Below are 23,231 nucleotides of genomic sequence, written 5' to 3' on the forward strand. Positions count from 1 at the left end.
GAAACTTCTTTATTATTTTCTCATATAAAATATTTATTATACCTAAAGTCTTCACTTAAATTTCATACTTTAAACACTAAAAATTTTTGTAACCTTTTTTTAAAATTCTCATAATATATATTATAGTAGTTTTTATCATATTAAATGGACTAAATACATCACAATTTTTAATTTTTATTGATGGTTCCGATCCCCCCCATAAAAAACCACCTCTCTATAACTAGAGAGGTGGTTTTATAGCTATTTGCAATAATATTCAATTAGAATGGTGAATATCCTTGTTCTGACCACCATTCCTCTTTTAACTCTTCATACTGAGAAGAAAATTTATCCAAGTGAACTTTTTCCCAATTAGTTAAAATGTTATATAGTTCCTTTGCCTCTTTAATCTTTGTCTCCTTAGCAGCTTTTTCATAATATTCAACTGAGGCTTTTTCCATCTGTATTCCAATTCCAAACGCAGATACAGCAATACCCGCATCTACTCTATCTATATTTTCCCATTTGAAAATTGCTGGAGAAGTAGGTTCTGGTATTAATGCCAATTGGAAATCGGAAACATTATTATCTTTAACCTTACTAAACAAATCTTTTAACCAAATCACATGTTGCATTTCTTCATTTGCCAATTCTAAAAAAGCATTTTCCACCTCTTTTGAACTAGATTTACTACTTGCCATGTTATAAAATTCGTAACCTTCTATCTCGTTTATAATCGCTTGTTTTATCACCATTAACTCTTCATTATTCAACACTATCTCCTCCTTTAATATTAACCTGAAAATTTTAAATATGATTTGTATTTGTTCTTGATTAATAATTATTATCTTTGTATTATTTTATCATAAATTTAACTTTAAAACAACAATAATACTTTATTATTTATAAATGAATAAAATACTCATCATTTATAAATGAATAAAATACTCATCATTTATAAATAATAAGTACTTGACAGTTTGATATTAACCTGGTAAATTTAAATTAATTGTACACAATTTAATTTAATACATTTAAATTTACCAAAATTAATTTTTAATTATATTTTAAGGAGGATTATTATATTATGAAAATTTACGATTTCAAATTTAAAACTATAGATGGTGAGGATGCTTCGCTAGACCAATTCAAAGACAAGGTATTGTTAATTGTGAATACTGCAAGTAAATGTGGTTTTACACCTCAGTATAAAGATTTACAAAAACTATACGAGAAATATAATGCTAGTGGTTTAGAAATACTAGGTTTCCCATCCAATCAATTTGCAGAACAAGAACCAGAAAATAATGATGATGTTAAAAAGTTTTGTGAAATTAATTTTGGAGTAACTTTCCCACTTTCAGAAAAAGTTAACGTTAAAGGTAACGATGCAGATCCATTATTCAAATATTTAACGAGTGAATCTCCATTTCAAGGGTTTGACATGAATAACCCCGGTGCTAAGAGACTACATGGTATCTTGCAAGAAAAATTCCCTGAAAATTTAGTGGGTGATTCTATTAAATGGAATTTCACTAAATTTTTGATAGACAGACAAGGAAACATTTTAGAGAGGTTCGAATCACCTACAGAACCAATGGACATAGAACAATCAATTAAAAATTCACTTTAAAAATTCATAGGAAGTGATTAACATTGAATGATGAAGCTCTTAAATTAGAAAACCAATTATGCTTTGCTTTATATGCTTGTTCCCGTGAAATAACAAAATTATACAAACCAATATTAGCGGAACTTGGTATAACCTATACTCAGTATATTTCTCTTTTAGTATTATGGGAAAAAGATAATATAACCGTGAAAACTCTGGGAGAAAAATTGCACCTTGACTCTGGAACATTAACTCCACTACTTAAAAAATTAGAGTCTATGAACCTAGTAAAAAGGATTAGAGATACTGTTGATGAACGAAATGTATATGTTACATTAACTTCCGACGGTGTAGCCCTCAAGAAAAAAGCTCTTAAAATACCAAACAAAATTCTTTGCTCTACAGGACTTTCACTCAAAAATGCAGATTTAATAAAAGAAGATATTAATTCACTATTACTTTATTTAGGTGTGCAAAATAAATGTAAATAAAAGCTACATGTAGTAGATAAAATGTATTTTTTACATTTTGCTTACTGCATGTAGTTTTTTATCCTGTGATTATCTAGTCTAAACTAATTTAAAATTACCATAAACACCTTTCAATATGGACTATAGTATCATGTATTTTTTCAAATATGAGCCCAACCACAATCCACACTGGTGCATAACTAAGTGTAATTATTCCGCATACTGACAAAGTGTTATTTACATAGTTCCAAGGGCACGAACCTAAAACTAATCTAAGCAGCAGTCCGCAAGTTAATTCTACTGCAAATATAATAACCATATATATGCCTCCCCTCACAATAAGCGGAAGATGTTTTATCCTATAATGTACAGGTTCAAGAAATACAGCAAGACCATATATAGGAAACATCCAGATACAGGTGGTGCCCCTCAGTAATATATCTCCTTTAATCATTGCTCCAAAACCATTCCACAATACTTCTGCCAACAGACCTAAAAATCCATATATAATAAATTTTTTCCACATAAAAGTATTGTTTGTATTACTTAGTAAAATATACTTCTAAAATTTAATCTATATAAGTTTTTCATTAAATATATTGGTTAAATTTAATTTATCTACTTTAGCCTTTATTTTCTCTATATCCAAGGTATAAAGTCCCACCTCCTGCATTCTTTTAAAATACTCTGCTCCTGCAAATGTATATCTGTTTGCTCTTCCTTCTTTAGTTTCTATTCTTTCATTAGCATAAGCTATTATGTCTCCAACAGCTAGTGACCTTGGCAATATAAGTAGAGGCATTCCTAGGTAATTCCTTATAGCATTTTGACCTGCTAAAGCCCCCGTCATAATAGCTTCAGTATGACCTACAAATAATCCGCCTTTTTCTCCTGCACAGAATAAATTATCTAAACCTACAACCTTCATACTGTTTGTTCTTGGGGCTACTGATAAGTATCTTATAGAGTTCCCCTTTCCACCAGCATATGGATCTATATATTTTGCGTTTTCAAGCCCTTTAATTTTTCTTAGTTTATCTAATGGGTAATATGAAGTCATAAGTTTAACATGACCTGTATCTAATAGGACTATATTTTCTGCAAACTCTTTAAGAGCATACTGTTGACATACCTTTAGTTTAAGTTTTCCTAAATTTACATCTTCCTCCGGAACTTTTATAACAGCAACGCCTGTTGCTTCTAGCTCTTTTATAATATCATCAGCTAGTGATTCCTTAGCTAGTTTACACGAACCGCTAAAAGCACCATATACATCTTCTTCTCTTTCTCCTTTTAAGTCTTCAATACCCGCTCTATAACTTATGCTAACTCTTGGACCAAAAGCTGGGCACCTTAACACGCACATTACACATCCATTGCCATATTTTAAGCAGTTACCCATTGGACCTGTAGAACCTGTGGTTTCTATAAATACATCTGCTTCAATATATTTACCATCTGATAAATATATTCCTTTAATGCTATTACCTTCTTTTTCAACATCTACTACTCTCGTAATAAGGTTTATTTCTATATCCATAGCTTTTAAATATTTTCCAACTGCCGGTTCAATTTTATTTACATCGTAAAGCCAGGCATTTTTGTGCCCAGGAAATTCAATGTTTTTATGTCTGCTATTTTCATCCGTCAAATGTATTAAATCTCCCGCCCCCAGTGCTATCATTTCTTCTGAAGCAGTATATCTTCCATTATTCCTCATAATGCCACCTACATTTCCCAGCCCCAAAAGCATATCCGTTTTTTCATATAATGCAACCGTAGCACCAGCTTTTTTCGCTATTATTGCTGCGCTACAACCAGACCATCCACCGCCAATTATGATAACCTTCAAAATATTCTCCTCCCTTCTAATACATATTTAGGTTCTGTCTGCATTTTACAAAGCCTTCTTAATTTACGATCATTATTTTTTCTTGTACAGCAGCCACATACGCCTTCTCCACAAGACATTTTAGAATTATTACAACAAGAAAATTTAATGTTTTCATCTATATTTTCTACAGTCTTCATCATTTCATAATTTAAAACGTCTGCTGCATCACAGTGTACTAATCTAATATCATTATCTTTAATTATTTCATTCAATATGTTATTGAATTCTTCTGTAATTCTACCACTGCATATAGTATTTACCTGTATAGTTTTTAAAGCATATTTATCTAGATACCCATTCACAAAACTATTTTTATAAGGCGTATTATCAAGCACAACTATAATCTCATTATTATTTGAATATAAATGCTTGAGTGCTGGTATCATTGGCGCTTGACCTATACCCCTTGCTACAATTAAACATTTGCTATTTTTTATTGTATATATGTTTTGAAGTCCCAAAATACCATTCCAGAATGGTGCTTTTACAAGCATATCTTCACCTTTATTTAACAAATCTAACGCTTTGGTTTTAACTCCCTTAAGCTCTATAGCAATAGTTACAGTATTATTTCTAGTATCCGTATCCATTATAGATATTGGTGTATCAAAACTTGTTTCTGCGCCTGGTCTTCTCATAAAAATAAAGCTTCCCGGACGAACTAATTCACTTACTAATTTTTGTGTACCTTGTAGCGTGAGTATAATAATATCATCTTCGAATCTAGTTTTTTCTAATATTTCCCACTTATAATATTTTCTACCCTCTTTAGCTTTGTAATTGTTTGAAGCATATTCTTGATATATACATACTCCATTCCAGTTACCACAGTCACAAAAATTTTTTCCTGCTAGCTGTGAACATAATATACAATCTCCTGTTTCTGCCAGATGGCAAGGACATGGTTGAGACACCAAAGTGCGATATTTTTTGTGTAAAAGTATAATCTATAAATGATACAGTTGTTTAGTTTTAATATTTTGACATAATATTATATAAACCTCCATAAAAAATATTGAAAACACTATAATTCTGGGTTAAACTAATCTTTGAGATAAAAATTTATATTTGAAAAGAGGATTGATTAATTGAAGATTGTTTTTAAGAAATTATTGCCCCTAATACTTATTGGATGTGTTCCACTTTCTAATTTGTTTTATTGGGGCCTAAATAATACCGAAAGAGGAGTTTACGATTTAACTACTGATTTAGATAGAGTTTTACCACTTATAAAAATATTTATAATACCCTATATGACTTTATGGTTTTTCTAAGCCATTTGTTTTGTTTACTTATGTTACAAAAACAGAAGTGTTTATTATAAGATTATGATTACCTTGTGCTTATGTTATGTTGTTACTTTTATAACTTATTACTTTTTTCAAACAACTGTTCCAAGGCCTCTTGTTACAGGAGATGACATATTTTCTAAACTTATTTTATTTACTTATAATTCTGATGCGCCTTTTAATTGTTTCCCAAGCATTCATGTAATTACTGCATACTTAGCTATGAAAGGAATTAATGCAACTGATGCTATTAAAAGGATTAAATTTCCAGTTAACATAGTTGGATTTCTTATTATCATCTCCACTGAATTTGTAAAACAACATGTTATAATGGATATATTTTTTGCAATAATTTTATGTGATGTGATTTTGAATTGCACTAATTATATAGAAGTCCACTACAAATTATATAATTCCAATAAATCACTTAGCTCTCACAATCAAAATATTGATCAATAACATAAATCAAAGGCTACTGAAAATTTTCAGCAGCCTTTGGTTTATATTATAACAACTTTACCATTTACTAACCCCATTGATATTTTTGATCCCGCTCTAAATTCGTTTTTAAGATATTGTTCTGCTATCTCATCTTCAATATATTTTTGAATAGTTCTTCTAAGTGGCCTTGCGCCGAATTTTTCATCGTATCCAGTTGCTAAAATAAAATCCTTTACCTCTTCTGACACATCCAATGTAATATTCTTTTCTTGTGCCTCATCGACTACTTCTTTAATCATTAAATCAACTATTTTTCGAAGTTCTTGCTTTTCAAGTAGGGTAAATACAATCGTTTCATCTACTCTATTTAAAAATTCCGGCCTAAAGGTTTCTTTTAAAGCATCCTTTACATGCGCCGATAATACATCATAATTATCTTGAACAAAACCAATGCCACTTGTTTTAAACTGAGTCCCTGCATTTGATGTCATTATTATTACGGTATTTTCAAAGAAAACAGTTCTGCCTTGACTATCCGTTAGTCTTCCGTCTTCTAGAATTTGGAGCAGCATGTTAAATAGATCCGGATGAGCCTTCTCTATTTCATCTAAAAGAATTACTGAATAAGGCTTTCTTTTCACCTTTTCCGTTAACTGACCACCTTGATCATAGCCTACATATCCTGGTGGTGCACCAATCAGCTTAGAAACTGTATGTTTTTCCATATATTCAGACATATCTATACGAATTAATGCTTCTTCACTTCCAAAAAGTTCACAAGATAGTGCTTTAACTAGCTCTGTTTTTCCGACCCCCGTTGGTCCTACAAAAATAAAAGAAGAGGGCTTTTTCTTTTTTCTAAATCCCGAACGGTTGCGTCTGATTGCTCTTGATAAACTAATAATAGCCTCATTTTGACCTACAACTCGTTTGTGTAGCCTACTCTCCAAATTTAATAACTTGCTAGCCTCTTTTTCTGTAATCTTCTGAATTGGAATTTTAGTCCATGACTCAATGACAAAAGCAACATCCTCTAATGTAATTTGAACTTCATTACATGTTTTTTCAATTTCATTAATATCTTCATTTATTTTGCAAAATTTCGTTTTATATTCTGCAGCTTTTTTAAAGTTCGCAGTATCATCTGCTTCTTTCTGTGATGCCTTAATTTCTTCTAATTCCTCTTTGAGTCCCGCTAGTTCCACAAGACCTTTGTTTTTTAAATTAGCTCTAGAACCCGCTTCATCAATAACATCTATAGCTTTGTCTGGAAGAAATCTATCTGTTATATACCTCTCAGATAAATTTACGACTTCCCGTATTACTTCATCAGATATTTTAACTTTATGATACTCTTCATAGTATACTCTGATTCCCTTTAAGATTTCTATTGTCTCATCTATACTTGGTTCTTCAACTAGTACTGGTTGAAATCTTCGCTCAAGGGCCGCGTCTTTTTCTATATATTTTCTATATTCTTCTAATGTAGTAACCCCAATGACTTGTATTTCTCCCTTAGCTAACGCCGGTTTCAAAATATTGGCTGCATTCATTGAACCACCTTGAACTTCACCCGCACCCATTATATTATGTACCTCGTCAATAACTAATATAATATTTCCACTTTCCTTAGCTTCTTCAATAATTGACTTCATACGGCCTTCAAATTGTCCTCTAAACTGTGTACCTGCAACCACAGCGGTGAGATCAAGCAGATAAACCTCTGAATCGAATAATTTTTCTGGAACTTGCTTTTCCGCAATTCTCACTGCTAACCCCTCTGCAATAGCTGTTTTACCTACACCAGCTTCTCCAATTAATATAGGATTATTTTTGGTTCTTCTATTTAATATTTGTACCACTCTATCAATTTCACTATGCCTTCCTATAACTTTATCTATACCCTTTTGATTTGCTTTATTTGTTAGATTTATCCCATATGTATCTAAGTGTTTTCTCTTCTTTTTAAACCAACTTTTCTTTGATTTATCATCATCCGATTGTTTACTCTTTGGGGTATCCTCCACTTCATCTTCTACAAAATCCTTGTTTTCATCTTTAGCTCCAAATAAACCGCTAAAAACATTTCCAATTGATTTTTTTCCTTCACCTTCTTCATCATCCATATCTGAAATATCCAAATCCTCAAGGTTCATGCCTTCTAAGTTCATATCTTCCAAATTCATGCCTTTAAACATATTACCCATTTGATCATTTAAGTTTTCAATATCATCAGAGGATATTCCCGCTTGTTGCATTAGTTGATCCATTACAGGGATGCCCCTCTTCTTAGCACACTCCATGCATAGAGCTACTGTTTCAGTTTTTCCATTTTCAACTTTTGATGTTAAAATCATTGCTATATTTTTTTTACATATATCACATAATTTCATATAAATCATCTCCATATTTTATGTTGTATTTAATACTATAATATAATGTTATATTAGTATATCATCTTTTAGTAGAATTTGCTTCGTATATTCAGATTGTTTCTTTTTTATTAATAAAACACCACCATTCATTAGCTTTTCTATTAATTCGTTTATTTCTTGTAGCGAAAGCTTTGAAGCTATTATTCTTGCAATAATCCTTGTATACTGCTGAGTCAAAAGTTCCCTCTGTTCTTCATTTAATTCTGATATAATCGTAGATTTAACTTTCATTTATTCTCCCCCAAGTAAACTATTATATTATAGTATGCTGCATGAATTTCAGTGTTACAAAATGTATATACATAAATATATTTAGTTAAATTCTTTTTTACGTAATATTATTTTTTTAAGACACATATGTTTATCTTGTAACTCTTAGTATTTTAAATCAATTGTTAAGGAGTGTGTAAATTGAAAATAGCAGCTATATACTCCAGAAAATCAAAGATTACAGTAAGTGGAGAATCAATTATAAACCAAATTGAACTATGTAGGCATGAAGGCACACATTTAGGCATTAATGAATTTATAATATACGAGGATGAAGGTTTTTCAGGAAAAAATATAAAAAGGCCTCAATTTCAAAAAATGCTTGTTGATGCAAAAGAAAATAAATTTCAGGTGCTTATTTGTTATAGACTTGATAGAATTAGTAGAAACATATCTGATTTTTCTACTCTTATAAAAAAGCTGGATAGTTTACACATAAGCTTTATAAGTGTTAACGAGAAGTTTGATACCTCAACACCTATGGGACGTGCCATGATGTATATTTCCTCAGTTTTTGCACAGTTAGAACGTGAAACTATTGGCGAGCGAGTTCGCGATAATATGTTAGAACTATCTAAAACCGGAAGATGGCTCGGTGGACAAACGCCTCTAGGTTATGAAAGTAAGAAAATATCATATTTGGATTTCGATCACAAAGAAAAAAACATGTATGGTTTGTCACCTATAAAAAAAGAGTTAGCAGTGGTGAAAATTATTTATGATAAATATTTAGAATATAAATCTATTAACCAAGTTTTTATCTACCTTTTTAAAAATAACATCAAAACAAAATATGGTGCTGACTTTACTAAGAAAAGAATTCAACTCATATTGAGAACCCCTCTTTATGTTAGAGCAAATGAAGATGTTATGAAATATCTTGATTATATTGGCATGAATGTCATTGGAAACACTAATGAAAAATATGGTATTTTAACTTATAACAAAAGTAAAGGCACCCGAACTAAACGAGTTATAACGGAATGGATTGCAGCTGTTTCCTTCCATGAAGGGATTATTGCTAGCACGTCTTGGCTTAAAGTTCAACAAATACTAGACCAAAATAAAAACAAAGCTCCAAGACTTGGCACCTCTGCTTCTGCATTACTTACTGGAACCTTAAAATGTTCTAAATGTGGTAAGAGTATGATTGTTAAACATGGTCATATTAGTTCAGAAACCAATAAAAAAATTCAGTATTATGTCTGCAGTACTAAAGATTATTCAAGGGGCCTTCGATGTAATAATCCTAATATCCGTGTAGATGAACTTGAAATTATAGTTATAGATTATTTAAAAAGTATGACTATTGACAAGACTCTTTTATTAAAAGAATTAACTATTATAAAATCCGAACTCCTTAAAAACGTCGACCTGCAATGCGAAATAACTAGTCTTCCAACACAAATAAAGATAAAACAAGACCAAATTGACGTTCTAGTAAATCATTTATCTTTAGAGAATGACATTTCCAAATATATAAGCCCTCAAATTTATAAATTGGGAAATGAATTAGAAGAATTAACACATAAATATGAAATTTTAAAAGCAAGTTCCTATGAATATAATAAAGATAATAATAATTCAAATATTTTTTTTACTTCCTCAAATAATTTTTTGGATATTATCGATCTCTTAGATTTTAATAATAAACGACTTTTAATTAATAATATTGTAAACTCAATATTTTGGGATGGTGCAAAAGGTGAAGTATTAATAAATCTAATTTCTTTAAATTAAATCATCATCTGCGAAGCTACAATATTAACAACTTCAGAAGGAGACTTATACACCCACTAAAGTTTTTTATTTGTTATAGCATGTAACTCCCACTTATAGAAGTGGGAGACTTTCCTTCTGAAATGTTGTTAAACCACTAAACTGGGTGTCGCAGTTTAGTGTAGCTAGCACAAAATTCACTTCCTACATCAATACAATCATAAGGTTCGTAACTCATCATTATTACCTCCAATGCACTATACTATTAAAATATATAAAAATCATAAAATTGTTACAAATCAAACAATAATCTCTATACTTATTAACTCATACACAAAAGGCACTAAAATATCTATACACTACTTACTTTGAAGGAAGAAACTCTTGATTTTACTGAACCTATCTTTTATAAAATTCTTTTTCTGAACAGCGTTTTTAGCTACTAGTGCTTCCGTAAATAGAAGTTTACTATTTTGGTATATATCTACCCTACCAACCTTTTCCCCTTCATTTATCGGTGCATAAACGTCATACAATGGCTTTTTAATCTTAGCTTCAATCTTCGAATCTTTTACTACTGGAATTATAATATCTCTTTCACTTACTATTTCAACACTATTGGCTCCGTTTTTTATAGCAAATCGTTCCAAGATATCATCTTTACTAATTATTTTTTTATATTCATAATTTTTTTCAACATATTTACTTATCTTTTCGGTTTCCTTCCATCTAGGTGTACAATTCAAAGTTACTATAATAACTTCTCTATTATTAATGGTTACAGAAGTTACTAAACATTTTCCTGCCTTCCCAGTATACCCAGTTTTCACTCCAGTAGAATTTGGTAGAAGATATAGAATTTTATTTATATTATGATAACTTCTAGTGAAATTATATTCTTTTGCATCAATATCTTTAGAGCCCACTATATCGTTAAAAAGTTTTATTTCTTTTGCCTTTGCAGTAATTAGAGCTAAATCATATGCAGTAGAATAATGATTAGTACTATCAAGTCCATGAGGAGACTCAAAATTGCTGTTTAGAAGTCCAATTTCTAAAGCATACTCATTCATAAGCTTTAAAAACTCATCAACACTTCCACTTATTCCTTCTGCTATTGCAATGGCTCCATCATTTCCTGACCTTAACATAAAGCCATATAATAGTTCTTTTAAGCTTATTTGTTCTCCACTTTTGTATCCTATTTCTGATCCACGAATGCTTGCTGCCTTTTCAGATATAGTTATTTTTTTGTTCAAATCGCCACATTTTATTGCCACAAGAGCTGTTACAATCTTTGTAGTACTTGCAATTTCAATGGGAGTGTATGCATTTTTTTCATATAAAACAATTTTGGAATCTGCGTCTAATGCTATAGCACTTACAGCATCAATGTATATATCATCAGCATACACATTTTGAGCTAAGGTTGTGAGTAAAAAAAATAAACTTAAAGACAATGATATTGATATTTTATATTTCTTTTTCATAACCGCACCTCTTTTAAATTATTTTTAATTGAATTACTAACTATAAAAAAATAATAATTATTATTGATTTTTTAATAGATTTTTGGGCATAATACCAGTTATTAGGTATTCATTATTATGGGAGGTTGTGATGTTTGTAAGTATACTAGTGTTTGTTATTGCGCTAACAATTATATTATTTCCAATTCCTATTAAAATAACTCTCAAATACTCAAAGAAAATTTTAGAAATTTTTATATACAATAAAAAACTAAAAGCAAAAAAAAGCAAGAAAAATAATCCAGCAAAAAAACAAAAAATCACTACTGAGAAATCTTATACTTTTATCGACATAAAATTAATTATAAATAAAATTATGAGTTTAAAATTCAAGCCTACTTTAACCTTAACCACTAAACTAGAATATGGATTTGATGACGCTGCACTTGTAGCTATATTATTTGGATTAATTCATTCGACATATAGTCTTTTATATTTATTATTGTTAAATTTTGTTAAGATAAAAAATATAGATCACAAAGTTATTCCTTATTTCAAAGAAAAAAATTTAAGTATTGAAATTTCCAGTATAATTTATACCAATTTAGCAAAAATTATATATATGTCAATTCTAATGTTAATTTGCCTTAAAAGCATAAACATAAGACATAAGAAAATCAATTCACAAAAATATAAAGGAGGAAATGTACATGGATAGTCACCCAATTGAAAATTTAATGAGAAGCACCATGGAAAGTATAAAGGATATGATAGATGTAAACACCATTGTAGGTGATCCTGTAGAATCACTAGATGGAACTACAATTATTCCCATTTCTAGAGTATGTGTTGGTTTTGCATCTGGAGGTAGTGAGTTTAATAGCGTTAAGCATTCTGATTCAAACGCTAAATATCCTTTTGGAGGTGGTTCTGGAGCTGGAGTCACTGTAAGACCTGTTGCATTTTTAGTAGTCAAAAATGATTCAATAAGACTTTTATCTGTAGATCAGCAAAATACATATGATAAAATCGTTGATACAGTACCACAAATTATCGATATTATTAAGGGAATGTTTAAAGATAAAGGTAACACAAAATCAAAATACGATGATAAAGAAGATTTTGATGAATAATTGCTTATAATATAATTCTTAATTGATAAACCCCATCACAGTAAAGTTTTTAATGAAAAACTTTACTGTGATGGGGTTTATAACTTTGTACCTAAGTCATTTTAGTTAAATACCTAAACTGTTTGGGTCGTCTTAGCTGTATCAATATCACTCTCTGAATTTTCATCCGCAAAACTTTCTAAGCAAGGCATATCTTGAAGACTATTAAAATCAAAGTGTTTAAGAAATTCATCCGTGGTTACATAAATAATTGGCCTTCCTGGAACATTTTTCCGACCACTTTCTTTAATTAATTTTTTTTCTGATAATGTATAGACACCCCTATCGCTTTTAACACCTCTTATCTCCTCTATTTCCACTCTCGTTATTGGTTGTTTATATGCAATTATTGCTAGTGTTTCGAGGGAAGCCTGAGATAGTGATTGTCTGATATTTGTTTTTAATAATTTTTGCACATATTCGCTATTACAAGATTTTGTAACAAATTGAAATTCATCATTAGTTACTATAATTTTAATTCCCCTATTATCTTCTTCGTATTTTACTCTTAATTCATCTGTTAATTGCCTTGTAAAATCTATGCTACATTCTAAAATATTTGCCATTTCAGTTAGTTTTAGTGCTTCTCCCGTAACAAAGAGCAGAGATTCAATAATAGAAAAATATATGTTTTTAGTAGAAACTTCTTCAATATCTATCGGTTTAATGTTTATTCCATCCATATTAATTTACCCTTTCTAAATGTATATCTTTAAAGTTACTTTCCTGAATTACTATTACACCACTAATTTTGATCAGCTCAAGTAGAGCTAAAAAGGTAACAATAGCCTCTAATTTTGATGAATATCCAATAATTAAATTTGTGAAATGAATTTTCCCAAAGAAAATAACCTTTTCTTTAAGTTCTTCCATTTTATCTTCTATTTTATATTCCTCCATTTTAATTTTTTTATTTATAATATTATCAGTATTCATTTTATTTATATAGTTTAACATTAAATTATTATACAAATCGTATAAATTCAGCATTGTAATATTTTTTAAAAAATCCGGTTCCACAATGTTATAGGTATCTTCTATTATTATTTCAGGTTTTTTACTAAACATTATACCTGCATCCTGTTCCATGATCTTTAGATTTTGAGCTATGAGTTTATATTTTCTATACTCTATTAATTTATTTAATAAATCCATCTCTATATCATTTTCTTCCTCTTTACTAACCTCATCTTTATTTTTGGGCAACAAATATTTTGATTTAATTTCAATTAATGTTGCAGCTATAACAATAAATTCTGATGTTACCTCTAAATCCATTTCCGCAATACTTTTTAGGTAATCTAAATATTGATTTGTAATTTCAAAGATATTAATATCATAGATATTCATCTCATTTTTTTTAATAAGATGTAATAACAAGTCAAATGGGCCTTCAAAATTAGTTATTTTTATACTTAATGGCATGTACACTCTCTCCTAATAAAAATTTAATTGTAAAGAAATTACAAATTCGCTTTAATTTCTTTACTGCAAGTTATCCTAATTATAATGCATCTTTTGGAAAATAACTAGTGAGTATAATTTAAAAATTAAAAATAGATTGCACTATAAAAGATAAGCTTCTAAACAAATAATTAATTGTTTGGAAGCTTATCTTTTATATTAATGCCATACAATAGTCGTAGTTTAAATTGCCTTATCAAATAAGTCTATTAAATTATTCTTAATATTATCCCATACTCCAGATTTTTTAATGTCCCTGTCGCTGTATATAACAACCTTACCAGATAATTTACTATCAACGTATATTTCACAAAATCCAATTGGACTATCCTTCTTATACTCTTTTAATTCTTTATCTATAATAAACTTCTTAGTAACTTCATTTTTGTTACCTCTTTCAAGTGTTATGTTAAAATCTTCTTTTGCTTTTGCTATTAGGAACTTGTCACCTTTTTTATTTAGTGGTATTTTTTCTAATTCTTCATTTTTGGTTATTATTTTTTTAGTTTCAAACTTAGAAAACCCAAAATTCATTAGCATACTAGCATCACTATTTCTTATTTTATAAGTTGGTGCGCCCATAATTATTGCAAGCATTCTTACATTGGACCGAACTGCAGTTGCAGATATACAGTATTTTGCCTCATTTGTAAATCCTGTTTTAAGTCCGTCACATCCGTCAAAAAATCTAACTAGCTTATTATGATTAACAAGACCAATTGGAGTTTTTCTTCCCTCTGAAATAGTTTCCATATAAGTTCCTGAATATTTTAATATTTTAGGATGTTTCAAAAGTTCTCTAGACATAATTGAGATGTCATAGGCAGAGGTGAAATGTCCTTCTGCACTTAGCCCAGTACAATTTTTAAAAGCAGTATCTTTCATATTAAGGCTTTGTGCTTTTGCATTCATCATTGATACAAAACCACCTTCACTTCCACCTAGATACTCTGCCATAGCTACAGCAGCATCATTGCCAGATGCAATGGCAATTCCTTTTAAAATTTCTTCTACAGTTCTAATCTCCCCTGTATCCAGGATCATGCTGCTTCCACCCATTTTTTTAGAATTTTCACTTATAGTTATTTTGTCTTGTAATTTAACCTTACCACTATCTATTGCCTCCATTGCTAATAACATAACCATTATTTTAGTTACTGACGCAGGTGCAAACTTTTCATGAGCATTTTTTTCGTAGATTATTTTGCCACTAGATGGCTCCATTAACAAAGCCGACTTCGCCTCCACTACAATTCCTTTATTATCCTTATTTTCTTCTACTGCCAAAACTGACAAAGTTAAAATCTGAGCAGTAACAATTAATGATAAAATCAAACATAATGCAATTTTAATGTTTTTCTTCATATGGATCCTCCTCATATTACATTCTTGTATCGTTCAAAGTAGACAAGATTTACAAAAGTTTGCCTACTTGCTTCAAATTCATAACATTATTTTTACCCAATTGCCATAATATTATAACTATATTTTTCAAAATTAAAAATAATAATATATAAAACTCCGCTTTCATAATTAATGAAAGCGGAGTTTTATTTTAAAGCTATTTAGACTCTGAAAAACAAGTAAAATTTAAGAATATAATTGTAAACTAGTTTATAATTTAAATCTACTAACTTGTAAACAGCAATACTATTTTTATAGATTTCTGTATTATTTATTAAATTATGAAGCAAGAAATCTACAGCTTTAGGCATTAAAATCCCCATTGCCAGTAAAATTATAAAACATTTTACTGTTAAAATCGTAAAATTCCATAACTCTTTATATTTCATAGTATTATACTTCCTAAACTATTAATAAGCTTTTTAACAAAATATGGAGCGATATAGGACTCTATAATTATCCCTATAAATAATAATATTATTATCAAAATAAATATAACACTATAATATATAATTTTGCTAGATATACTACTTGTCCATTGTTTACTAAATTTATTCTTAACTAGCATTATAGAAAATTCCATTGATACTACCGATGCAAAAATAATACAGGGTATATAGATCAAATTTTGAGGCAGTACCCCAAGGATTGCAATTCCAATACCATTTTTTGAAATCCCGTTAATCATAAAGCTAAATGTAAATCCAACGGTAAATCCTTTCAATACATCGATTATTAATATTACTGGTAATCCTACAATAGTTAAACCTAAAAACCAAAGAAAAATAATCACAGGCAGATTATTTTTAATTGATTGTATAAATATTAATTTATAACTAATCCCCCCTGTATTAGAAGGATTGGTAAAATTAGTCAAATAATTCAATAAATCATTTCGTTCATAATCTCCCATGTATTTCACACTATAAATTCCTAAAATTATACCTGTAAGCACACAAAGAATACTTATCATATACAACCAAAAATTTTGTTGTATATGTTTGTTTATATTGCTTAATAAAGTATTAGATGACATAATTTTTTCCCCCTTTGTTAATAACGTTACTTTTATTAATAACTTTATTCATATTTATGATAGCAAAGAGGTTTATATGCATAGTTGTTTTAACATTAGTTTATAAATAATATAACCTATGCGCATAAGCGCATAGGTTATATTATTTTGATTAACTAACTCTATTTTGAAGTCTTAACTTATCGGCAACCATAGCTATAAACTCGCTATTAGTTGGTTTACCTTTAGCATTGTGTATGGTGTAACCAAATATTTTATTTATAGTTTCAACTTGACCACGTCCCCATGCTACTTCTATAGCATGCCTTATTGCTCTTTCAACTCTGCTTGCAGTTGTATTAAATTTCTTAGCAATAGATGGATATAATTCCTTTGTTACCGCAGATAATAATTCAATATCATTTACTACCATAGTAATTGCTTCCCTTAGATACATATATCCCTTAATATGGGCTGGAACACCAATTTCATGAATAATACTTGTAATCTCAGCTTCTAAGTCCATTGGTCCACTACGATTACTTTTTCTAGGTTCATTTTCATCAACATAAGAAATGGATTTTTTACTGCTATCACCAGATATGGTGTTATTAAACATTTGTCTAATTCGTTTTGTGAAAACATCCATGTCAAAAGGTTTTACTACATAATAATCTGCTCCCAAACTAATAGCTCTTTGAGTTATTTTATCTTGACCTACAGCAGATAATACTATTATTTTAGGTATTGGGTCAATATCCATGCTACCCAATCTTTCAAGCACACCAAGACCATCTAAATGAGGCATTATTATATCTAATACCACCAAATCCGGCTTTCTCTCTTTTATTAACTTAAGAGCCTCTATTCCATCTTTTGCAATACCTGTAACCATAATATCTCTTTGGCTTAATAAATAATCATTTAAAATATTACAGAATTCTTTATTATCGTCTGCAATAAGTACGCTAATTCTAGATTCTTCCATATTATAAATCCCCCTCACAAATAAATTTACCAATTACTAACAAATTATTAATTCGACAAAAGAAATTCAATTCCTTCTTTTTATTAAAAAAATTACAAATAAGTGATTATTTAGTATTATTTGCAAAATAAAAGATAGCAATTGCTATCCTTTAACCCACAATTCTATTTTACCCTTTTTTTTAAAATAATGCTAGTTATTCCGATAAAATATCCGCATCTTTTAACATCCACTCTATATATATCCCATAACCTATATCAGGTTTGTTAATTAGTACATGGGTAACAGCACCAATTATTTTATTATTTTGTATTATTGGACTACCACTCATACCTTGAACTATACCTCCAGTTTTGTCTAAAAGTCTTGAATCTGTGATTTTAATAATCATACTTTTAGATCCTGATGTATCTTGATTTAATAATTTTTGAATTTCTATATCAAATAATTCTGGTTCGTTTCCATTTATGGTTGTTATAATTTGAGCTTTTCCTTCTTTAATCTCATTCTTTAACCCTATTTTCATAGGCTTATTGAATTTATTATTTATAAGACTTTTATTTCCATTGCCGAATATACCACATTCTGTATTTTTCATTATTTGTCCTTTAATCTTATCTTCATCTACAAAAAGGCCTCTTAATTCTCCTGGATTTCCTTTTGTTCCTTTTTTTATCGAAACAATATTAGACGATATAATTACACCATTGTTAACATTAAGTATAGTACCAGTATCTGTATCTGTTATTGGATGTCCTAAAGCTGCAAACTTTTTAGTCTTATCATCATAAAAAGTTAATGTACCCACTCCAGCCGTTGAATCTCTTACCCAAAGTCCGATTTTTTGCTTCCCATCATTAGAATCTGTAACTGGTTTAACTTTCACTTCAAAATGATCTGTATTATTTTTTCTCAGTATTTTAAGAGTAAGCTCTGAATTTTTTTCTCTATTTACAAATCTAGTTACTTCTTCAGCACTATTTATTTCAATATCATTTATTTTTATTATGCTATCTCCTATTTGTATACCTGCACTTGCAGCAGGGCTTTGTATTTTACCTTTAACCCCCTCAATATCAGATAATGCTACTACTAAAACACCCTTTGTATTGAGTTTAACACCTATAGGTGCTCCTCCTGGATAAATCATTATTTCTTTACTATCTTTTAGAGGGATTGAATTAACTCCTGTAAATTCTTTCAAATTCACTTCTACATCACTATCTCTTTGGTTTAAATTCGAGCTAATACAATTATTGTAATTAGCTTGTTTTATTTTAATGATTTGACTTGAATATATAGCAAAAGCTTTACTAGGACTTTTAAATAAAGTACCAAAAGAGATAATTAATAGTGGTGCAATAATCCAGCATATTCTATTTGGTCTTTTTTTCATAAGCTTTAGCTCCTTTCCCGGTATAATTATGCTTTTAAGTTACCCTCAATCTACCTACATTATGCTATAATATTAATGCAATAATAGTCAAAGAAATAAATTATAAACTAATTTATGATAAATTAAAAAAATTTCTCTTTATTTGAATTATTTTCACCTTTTCTATAAATCTAACAATTAAAAACTTATATGTATCTATATTATAAAAATAATATCCATCTTCAATATCCACAAAATAAATAAAAAAAAGCCATACATATATACGACTTTATTTTTCCCTATAAAACATATTTTTATTACTAATTATTTTAAATAATAACAACATCTATTTTTTCTTTTGTTTGTTAGCCATATTTATCATTTCTTTAGAATTCTCAAGTGTTAACTTAGTAACCTCAGTTCCACCTATCATTCTAGCTATTTCTTGCTGTTTTTCACTATCACTCATCTTTATAATATTCGTAAATGTTTTATCATTTATAACATTTTTAGATATTAAATAATTTGTATCTGCCATACTAGCTATTTGTGGCAAATGTGTAACACAAAAAATTTGATGACTTAATGATATTAAATACATTTTTTCTGCGACACACTGTGCAATTCTACCACTAATACCTGTATCAATCTCATCAAATATAACAGTAGGTATTTCATCCTTATCAACGAATACAGTCTTTAAAGCAAGCATGATTCTAGATAATTCTCCTCCTGACACAATATCTTCTAATGGGTTTAATGGTTCACCTGGATTAGTTGATATACAAAATTGAACTTTGTCACAACCATTCTCATAAAATTCATCTTCTAATTTTACTTCTATATAAAATTTACTTTTTTCAAGACCGATATAGTTTAATTCATCTTTTATTTTGTCCCCAAGTTCTTTTGCTATACTACCTCTAATTTTATGGATTTTATCACCAATAATCTTCATTTCACACTCTAGTTCTAATTTTTCTTTTTTTAGAAGCAAAATTATTTCAGTACTATTAATTAATTCTTCACACTCTAATTCTATTTTTTCTTTATATTTAAATATTTCTTGTATAGTAGTTCCATACTTTTTTTTACAAGTATTAATTAGCTGTATTCTACTATTGGTATATTCTAATTCACTTTCATCATAATAAATTGTTTCTTTTAAGTCTCGGAGGTCTGTAATGTTTTCCTCAATATTATAGTAACTTTCTTCTATTGAATCAGTAATTGTTTTTATTTTTTCCATATGATTTTCTATAGTTCTTAGTTCTTTGATAGCAATAGCCAAGCTGTCAAAAACCGAATTTTTTTCTTCATCACTAGTGTATAAAACACTATAGCTTTTTGATAAATGTTTTTCCAGTTTTTCTGAATTAGTAATTATTGCACACTTTTCTAGGAGTTCCTTGTCTTCATCAATTTTAAGATTAGCTGTCTTAATTTCTTCTAATTGATAATTTAAAAAATCAATTCTTTTTTCACGTTCTCCTTCATTTCCTTCTAGTTTGTTAATTTTATTCTTTATAGTTGTCATTCTTATATATTTTTCATTATATGATATTATAATTTTATTAATTTTATCAGAGCCAAAAGAATCCAGATAAGATATGTGATTAGCTTTATCTAATAAATTATAATTATCGCGTTGACCATGGATATCCAGTAATGTCTTACTAATATATTTAACCTTTGAAAGTAACAATGATTTCCCATTAATTTTAGCGATGCTTTTTCCAGATTGAAAGGTTTCACGACTTATAAATATCGTGTCCTCATAATCAATTTCCATTTCATCAAAAACATTTTGATTGTGTTTAGTATCCAATGAGAATATTGCCTCAACATAAGTTTTGTTTTCCCCTGTCCTAATTAAGTTCTTGTTGAATTTTCCGCCTAATACATAATTTATAGCATCAATTAAAATTGATTTACCAGCCCCTGTTTCGCCAGAAAGCACATTAAATCCTTGTTCAAAATTAATACTTAGCTTTTCAATTAGGGCAAAATTCATAATATTTAATTGTAGGAGCATACCAATACCTCCTAATCTGTTATCATTTTTTTGATCTTTTGAAGTAATTCGTCTTTATCTTCTTCTGTTCTAACTAAAATAAAAATAGTATTATCACCTGCTATAGTTCCTACAATACCATTGAATTTTAGTGTATCTAAAGCTTCGGCAGCAGCTGATGCAGCTCCTGATATAGTTTTTATAATTACAAATTTATCTACGTAATCAACACAAACAACTGTTTGAGAAAAAATATTAACTAATTTATTTGATAAAAAAGTATCAGTTGGAGAAATAGTAGCATACTTATGAGTTCCATGTGAATTCATTACCTTAATTAATTTAAGTTCCTTTATATCCCTAGATACTGTTGCTTGAGTAATATTGAATCCACTTATTTTTAAACTTTCTGCTAATTGTTCTTGAGTCTCAATATCTTTAGCCTGAATTATTTCAATTATTTTAGCTTGCCGCGCAATTTTCATTTTATTCTCCTTCACAATCTATAGCTCTAGAAATTATTTTTTTCCTTAATATATGATAATAATCATAATCATTAAATTTAACTAATCTACATTTTTTATCTGAAACACTTACTACTATTTGCTCATAAGTGTTTAACTTTATTGCACGTTGTCCATCTAATGTCAAAAATATGCTTTCATTTTCACTTTTTATACTTACGGATATTTTACTTTTACCATCAAGTACTATAGTTCTCATAGATAATGATAATGGACAAATTGGTGTTAATGCTATAACATCTAGATTAGGATAAATAATAGGTCCACCTGCTGATAGGGAATATGCTGTAGACCCTGTGGGAGTAGATATTATAAGTCCGTCCCCTGTAAAATCCGTATAAAATTTATTATCTATATGTATTTCATACTTAACAACTCTGGCTAGTGTTCCTTTTGATACAACTATATCATTTAAAGCAACATATTCTTTAGTGTCCCCTCGATGAGGAAATGTGCAATTAAGCATCATTCTGTCTTCTACGTAATAATCATCTTCAAAAAAATTTTTCATTGCACTTTCAAATTCTATTAACTCCACACTAGAAAGAAAGCCTAAATTTCCTATATTCACTCCTAAAATTGGAATATTAAAATTATTTAGATTACGTGATGTCCCTATAATAGTTCCATCTCCACCTAAAGCAATAATAATATCTAAATCCTTATATTTAATATTTTCAAGTCCAATTGAATCTTTAAATATAAATATATTAGTTTCATCAATATATTTCCGAATGACGTCGTTTACATATTTAATTGTTTTTCCATCTTTATCTTTAGTGGTATTTATATTAATGCCAATTTTTTTCATATTTCCTCCTTGCCATTCTCTATGTCAGATATCAACTATAAATTATTACCTTCCTTACACCTAATTTAAATTACTGTGAGCTTCACCAACTAGTAGCTTTATATCTTCCTCAATATAATTATGATTTTTATCTTTAGATTTTGTAAAATAAATTAAGTATTCAATGTTTCCATTTGGTCCTTTTATAGATGAGTAATTAACATTAATAATACTTAAATCAAGAAATTTCAAATAATTTAAAACCCTAATTATTACCTCCACATGTTCACTTTGCTTTTTAACCACACCTTTTTTATTTACAACCCCTACCCCTACTTCAAATTGTGGCTTTAATAGTGCAACAGCACTACCATCGGCCTTTAATAAGTTTAGTAAATTCGGAATAACCTTTTGGAGGGATATAAATGACACATCTATACTTGCAAAGTCAGAGAGCTCACCTATACTGCCTACACCTAAATATCTTATGTTGGTATTTTCCAGTGACACTACTCTCGTATCTCCTCGCAGCTTATCGTCTAACTGATTTGTTCCAACATCTATAGAATATACCTTAGACGCTCCATAAAATAGCATGCAGTCGGTAAACCCACCTGTAGAAGCACCTATATCAAGGCAGATTTTATCCTTAAGGTCTATGTTGAAGCTTTCTATAGCCTTTTCAAGCTTTAATCCACCTCTACTTACGTAAGGAAAATCTTCTCCTTTAAACTCGATATCACATGATAAATCCACTTTTTTTCCATATTTAGTAGTCATAATACCATCCACAAATATGTTTCCAGAAATTATATTTTCCTTTGCTCTTGCTCTAGAACATAGAATTCCCCTTTTAACTACAAGTACATCTAATCTTTCTTTATTTTCTAACATAAAAAACTCCTTA

General features: G+C 29.1%; 25 protein-coding genes. 7 read left to right on the forward strand and 18 right to left on the reverse strand.

Annotation, left to right across the window (positions count from 1 at the left end):
• Window positions 1–260: 260 nt before the first annotated feature.
• Complete coding sequence (locus tag JJD95_RS06015; RefSeq protein ID WP_291641356.1) at window positions 261–752, reverse strand: ferritin family protein; 492 nt, start codon at window positions 750–752, stop codon at window positions 261–263.
• 314 nt (window positions 753–1,066) lie between these two features.
• Between JJD95_RS06015 and JJD95_RS06020 the strand changes: the two genes are divergently transcribed.
• Together JJD95_RS06020 and JJD95_RS06025 are read left to right on the forward strand one after the other, a co-directional pair.
• The gene (locus JJD95_RS06020; protein WP_291641358.1) at window positions 1,067–1,612 is read left to right on the forward strand and encodes a glutathione peroxidase; all 546 of its coding nucleotides are present in this window, start codon (window positions 1,067–1,069) and stop codon (window positions 1,610–1,612) included.
• Between the two features lie 23 nt (window positions 1,613–1,635).
• A complete protein-coding gene (locus tag JJD95_RS06025; RefSeq protein ID WP_291641360.1) occupies window positions 1,636–2,082 on the forward strand; it encodes a MarR family winged helix-turn-helix transcriptional regulator in 447 nt (148 codons plus the stop codon).
• Between the two features lie 94 nt (window positions 2,083–2,176).
• Here JJD95_RS06025 and JJD95_RS06030 read toward each other — a convergent pair whose 3' ends face one another.
• The 3 genes from JJD95_RS06030 to JJD95_RS06040 are packed head-to-tail and all read right to left on the reverse strand — an operon-like array spanning window position 2,177 to window position 4,869.
• Window positions 2,177–2,587 (reverse strand): hypothetical protein, encoded by a 411-nt coding sequence (locus tag JJD95_RS06030; protein WP_291641362.1) that lies wholly within the window; start codon window positions 2,585–2,587, stop codon window positions 2,177–2,179.
• Between the two features lie 48 nt (window positions 2,588–2,635).
• A complete protein-coding gene (locus tag JJD95_RS06035; RefSeq protein WP_291641365.1) occupies window positions 2,636–3,913 on the reverse strand; it encodes an FAD-dependent oxidoreductase in 1,278 nt (425 codons plus the stop codon).
• On the reverse strand, window positions 3,910–4,869 hold the full coding sequence (locus JJD95_RS06040; protein WP_291641414.1) for a sulfide/dihydroorotate dehydrogenase-like FAD/NAD-binding protein: 960 nt from the start codon (window positions 4,867–4,869) through the stop codon (window positions 3,910–3,912). The genes JJD95_RS06035 and JJD95_RS06040 overlap by 4 nt, the downstream gene beginning before the upstream one ends.
• A 174-nt stretch (window positions 4,870–5,043) precedes the next feature.
• On the opposite strand from JJD95_RS06040, the gene JJD95_RS06045 reads away from it, so the two are divergent.
• Both JJD95_RS06045 and JJD95_RS06050 read left to right on the forward strand, forming a co-directional pair.
• Entirely contained in the window at window positions 5,044–5,229 is a 186-nt protein-coding gene (locus tag JJD95_RS06045; RefSeq protein ID WP_291641366.1) for a hypothetical protein, read from the forward strand.
• A gap of 3 nt (window positions 5,230–5,232) precedes the next feature.
• Window positions 5,233–5,703 carry a phosphatase PAP2 family protein gene (locus JJD95_RS06050; RefSeq protein WP_291641415.1) on the forward strand — a complete coding sequence of 157 codons (471 nt, stop codon included), beginning with the start codon at window positions 5,233–5,235 and terminating at the stop codon, window positions 5,701–5,703.
• Between the two features lie 41 nt (window positions 5,704–5,744).
• On the opposite strand, the gene JJD95_RS06055 is transcribed toward JJD95_RS06050, so the two are convergent.
• A complete protein-coding gene (locus JJD95_RS06055) occupies window positions 5,745–8,078 on the reverse strand; it encodes an ATP-dependent Clp protease ATP-binding subunit (RefSeq protein WP_291641368.1) in 2,334 nt (777 codons plus the stop codon).
• 48 nt (window positions 8,079–8,126) lie between these two features.
• A complete protein-coding gene (locus JJD95_RS06060; RefSeq protein WP_291641370.1) occupies window positions 8,127–8,351 on the reverse strand; it encodes a hypothetical protein in 225 nt (74 codons plus the stop codon).
• Between the two features lie 180 nt (window positions 8,352–8,531).
• Here JJD95_RS06060 and JJD95_RS06065 point away from each other — a divergent pair, with 180 nt between their 5' ends.
• Entirely contained in the window at window positions 8,532–10,130 is a 1,599-nt protein-coding gene (locus tag JJD95_RS06065; protein WP_291641372.1) for a recombinase family protein, read from the forward strand.
• A 338-nt stretch (window positions 10,131–10,468) separates the two neighbouring features.
• On the opposite strand, the gene JJD95_RS06070 is transcribed toward JJD95_RS06065, so the two are convergent.
• Entirely contained in the window at window positions 10,469–11,599 is a 1,131-nt protein-coding gene (locus JJD95_RS06070; RefSeq protein ID WP_291641374.1) for a D-alanyl-D-alanine carboxypeptidase family protein, read from the reverse strand.
• Between the two features lie 130 nt (window positions 11,600–11,729).
• Between JJD95_RS06070 and JJD95_RS06075 the strand changes: the two genes are divergently transcribed.
• Both JJD95_RS06075 and ytfJ read left to right on the forward strand, forming a co-directional pair.
• Entirely contained in the window at window positions 11,730–12,296 is a 567-nt protein-coding gene (locus tag JJD95_RS06075) for a DUF2953 domain-containing protein (protein ID WP_291641376.1), read from the forward strand.
• Complete coding sequence (gene ytfJ, locus JJD95_RS06080) at window positions 12,289–12,711, forward strand: GerW family sporulation protein (RefSeq protein ID WP_291641378.1); 423 nt, start codon at window positions 12,289–12,291, stop codon at window positions 12,709–12,711. The genes JJD95_RS06075 and ytfJ overlap by 8 nt, the downstream gene beginning before the upstream one ends.
• Before the next feature lie 113 nt (window positions 12,712–12,824).
• Here the strand turns inward: ytfJ and scpB are convergent, their stop codons facing one another.
• The 11 genes from scpB to JJD95_RS06135 all read right to left on the reverse strand — a co-directional run bounded on the left by scpB (window position 12,825) and on the right by JJD95_RS06135 (window position 23,218).
• The gene (scpB, locus tag JJD95_RS06085; RefSeq protein ID WP_291641380.1) at window positions 12,825–13,433 is read right to left on the reverse strand and encodes an SMC-Scp complex subunit ScpB; all 609 of its coding nucleotides are present in this window, start codon (window positions 13,431–13,433) and stop codon (window positions 12,825–12,827) included.
• 1 nt (window position 13,434) lies between these two features.
• A complete protein-coding gene (locus JJD95_RS06090) occupies window positions 13,435–14,175 on the reverse strand; it encodes a segregation/condensation protein A (protein WP_291641382.1) in 741 nt (246 codons plus the stop codon).
• Window positions 14,176–14,397: 222 nt separating this feature from the next.
• Window positions 14,398–15,579, reverse strand: coding sequence for a D-alanyl-D-alanine carboxypeptidase family protein (locus tag JJD95_RS06095; RefSeq protein WP_291641384.1), 1,182 nt, complete (start codon window positions 15,577–15,579; stop codon window positions 14,398–14,400).
• 200 nt (window positions 15,580–15,779) lie between these two features.
• Complete coding sequence (locus tag JJD95_RS06100; RefSeq protein ID WP_291641386.1) at window positions 15,780–16,007, reverse strand: endonuclease III; 228 nt, start codon at window positions 16,005–16,007, stop codon at window positions 15,780–15,782.
• Complete coding sequence (spoIIM, locus tag JJD95_RS06105) at window positions 16,004–16,654, reverse strand: stage II sporulation protein M (protein WP_291641388.1); 651 nt, start codon at window positions 16,652–16,654, stop codon at window positions 16,004–16,006. Before spoIIM ends, JJD95_RS06100 begins: the two co-directional genes overlap by 4 nt.
• Before the next feature lie 151 nt (window positions 16,655–16,805).
• Window positions 16,806–17,621 (reverse strand): sporulation transcription factor Spo0A, encoded by an 816-nt coding sequence (gene spo0A / locus JJD95_RS06110; protein ID WP_291641390.1) that lies wholly within the window; start codon window positions 17,619–17,621, stop codon window positions 16,806–16,808.
• Window positions 17,622–17,817: 196 nt separating this feature from the next.
• Window positions 17,818–19,017, reverse strand: a complete 1,200-nt coding sequence (spoIVB, locus tag JJD95_RS06115; RefSeq protein WP_291641392.1) for a SpoIVB peptidase — start codon at window positions 19,015–19,017, stop codon at window positions 17,818–17,820.
• A 325-nt stretch (window positions 19,018–19,342) separates the two neighbouring features.
• Window positions 19,343–21,031, reverse strand: coding sequence for a DNA repair protein RecN (gene recN / locus JJD95_RS06120; protein ID WP_291641393.1), 1,689 nt, complete (start codon window positions 21,029–21,031; stop codon window positions 19,343–19,345).
• 11 nt (window positions 21,032–21,042) lie between these two features.
• Window positions 21,043–21,495: an arginine repressor gene (locus JJD95_RS06125; RefSeq protein ID WP_291641395.1), complete on the reverse strand. Its 453-nt coding sequence runs from the start codon at window positions 21,493–21,495 to the stop codon at window positions 21,043–21,045.
• Window position 21,496: 1 nt separating this feature from the next.
• Window positions 21,497–22,345 carry an NAD(+)/NADH kinase gene (locus tag JJD95_RS06130; protein WP_291641397.1) on the reverse strand — a complete coding sequence of 283 codons (849 nt, stop codon included), beginning with the start codon at window positions 22,343–22,345 and terminating at the stop codon, window positions 21,497–21,499.
• A 60-nt stretch (window positions 22,346–22,405) separates the two neighbouring features.
• Entirely contained in the window at window positions 22,406–23,218 is an 813-nt protein-coding gene (locus tag JJD95_RS06135; protein WP_291641398.1) for a TlyA family RNA methyltransferase, read from the reverse strand.
• Between the last annotated feature and the right edge of the window lie 13 nt (window positions 23,219–23,231).

The organism is Clostridium sp., from assembly GCF_016650035.1.
Lineage (GTDB): Bacteria > Bacillota > Clostridia > Clostridiales > Clostridiaceae > Clostridium_AD.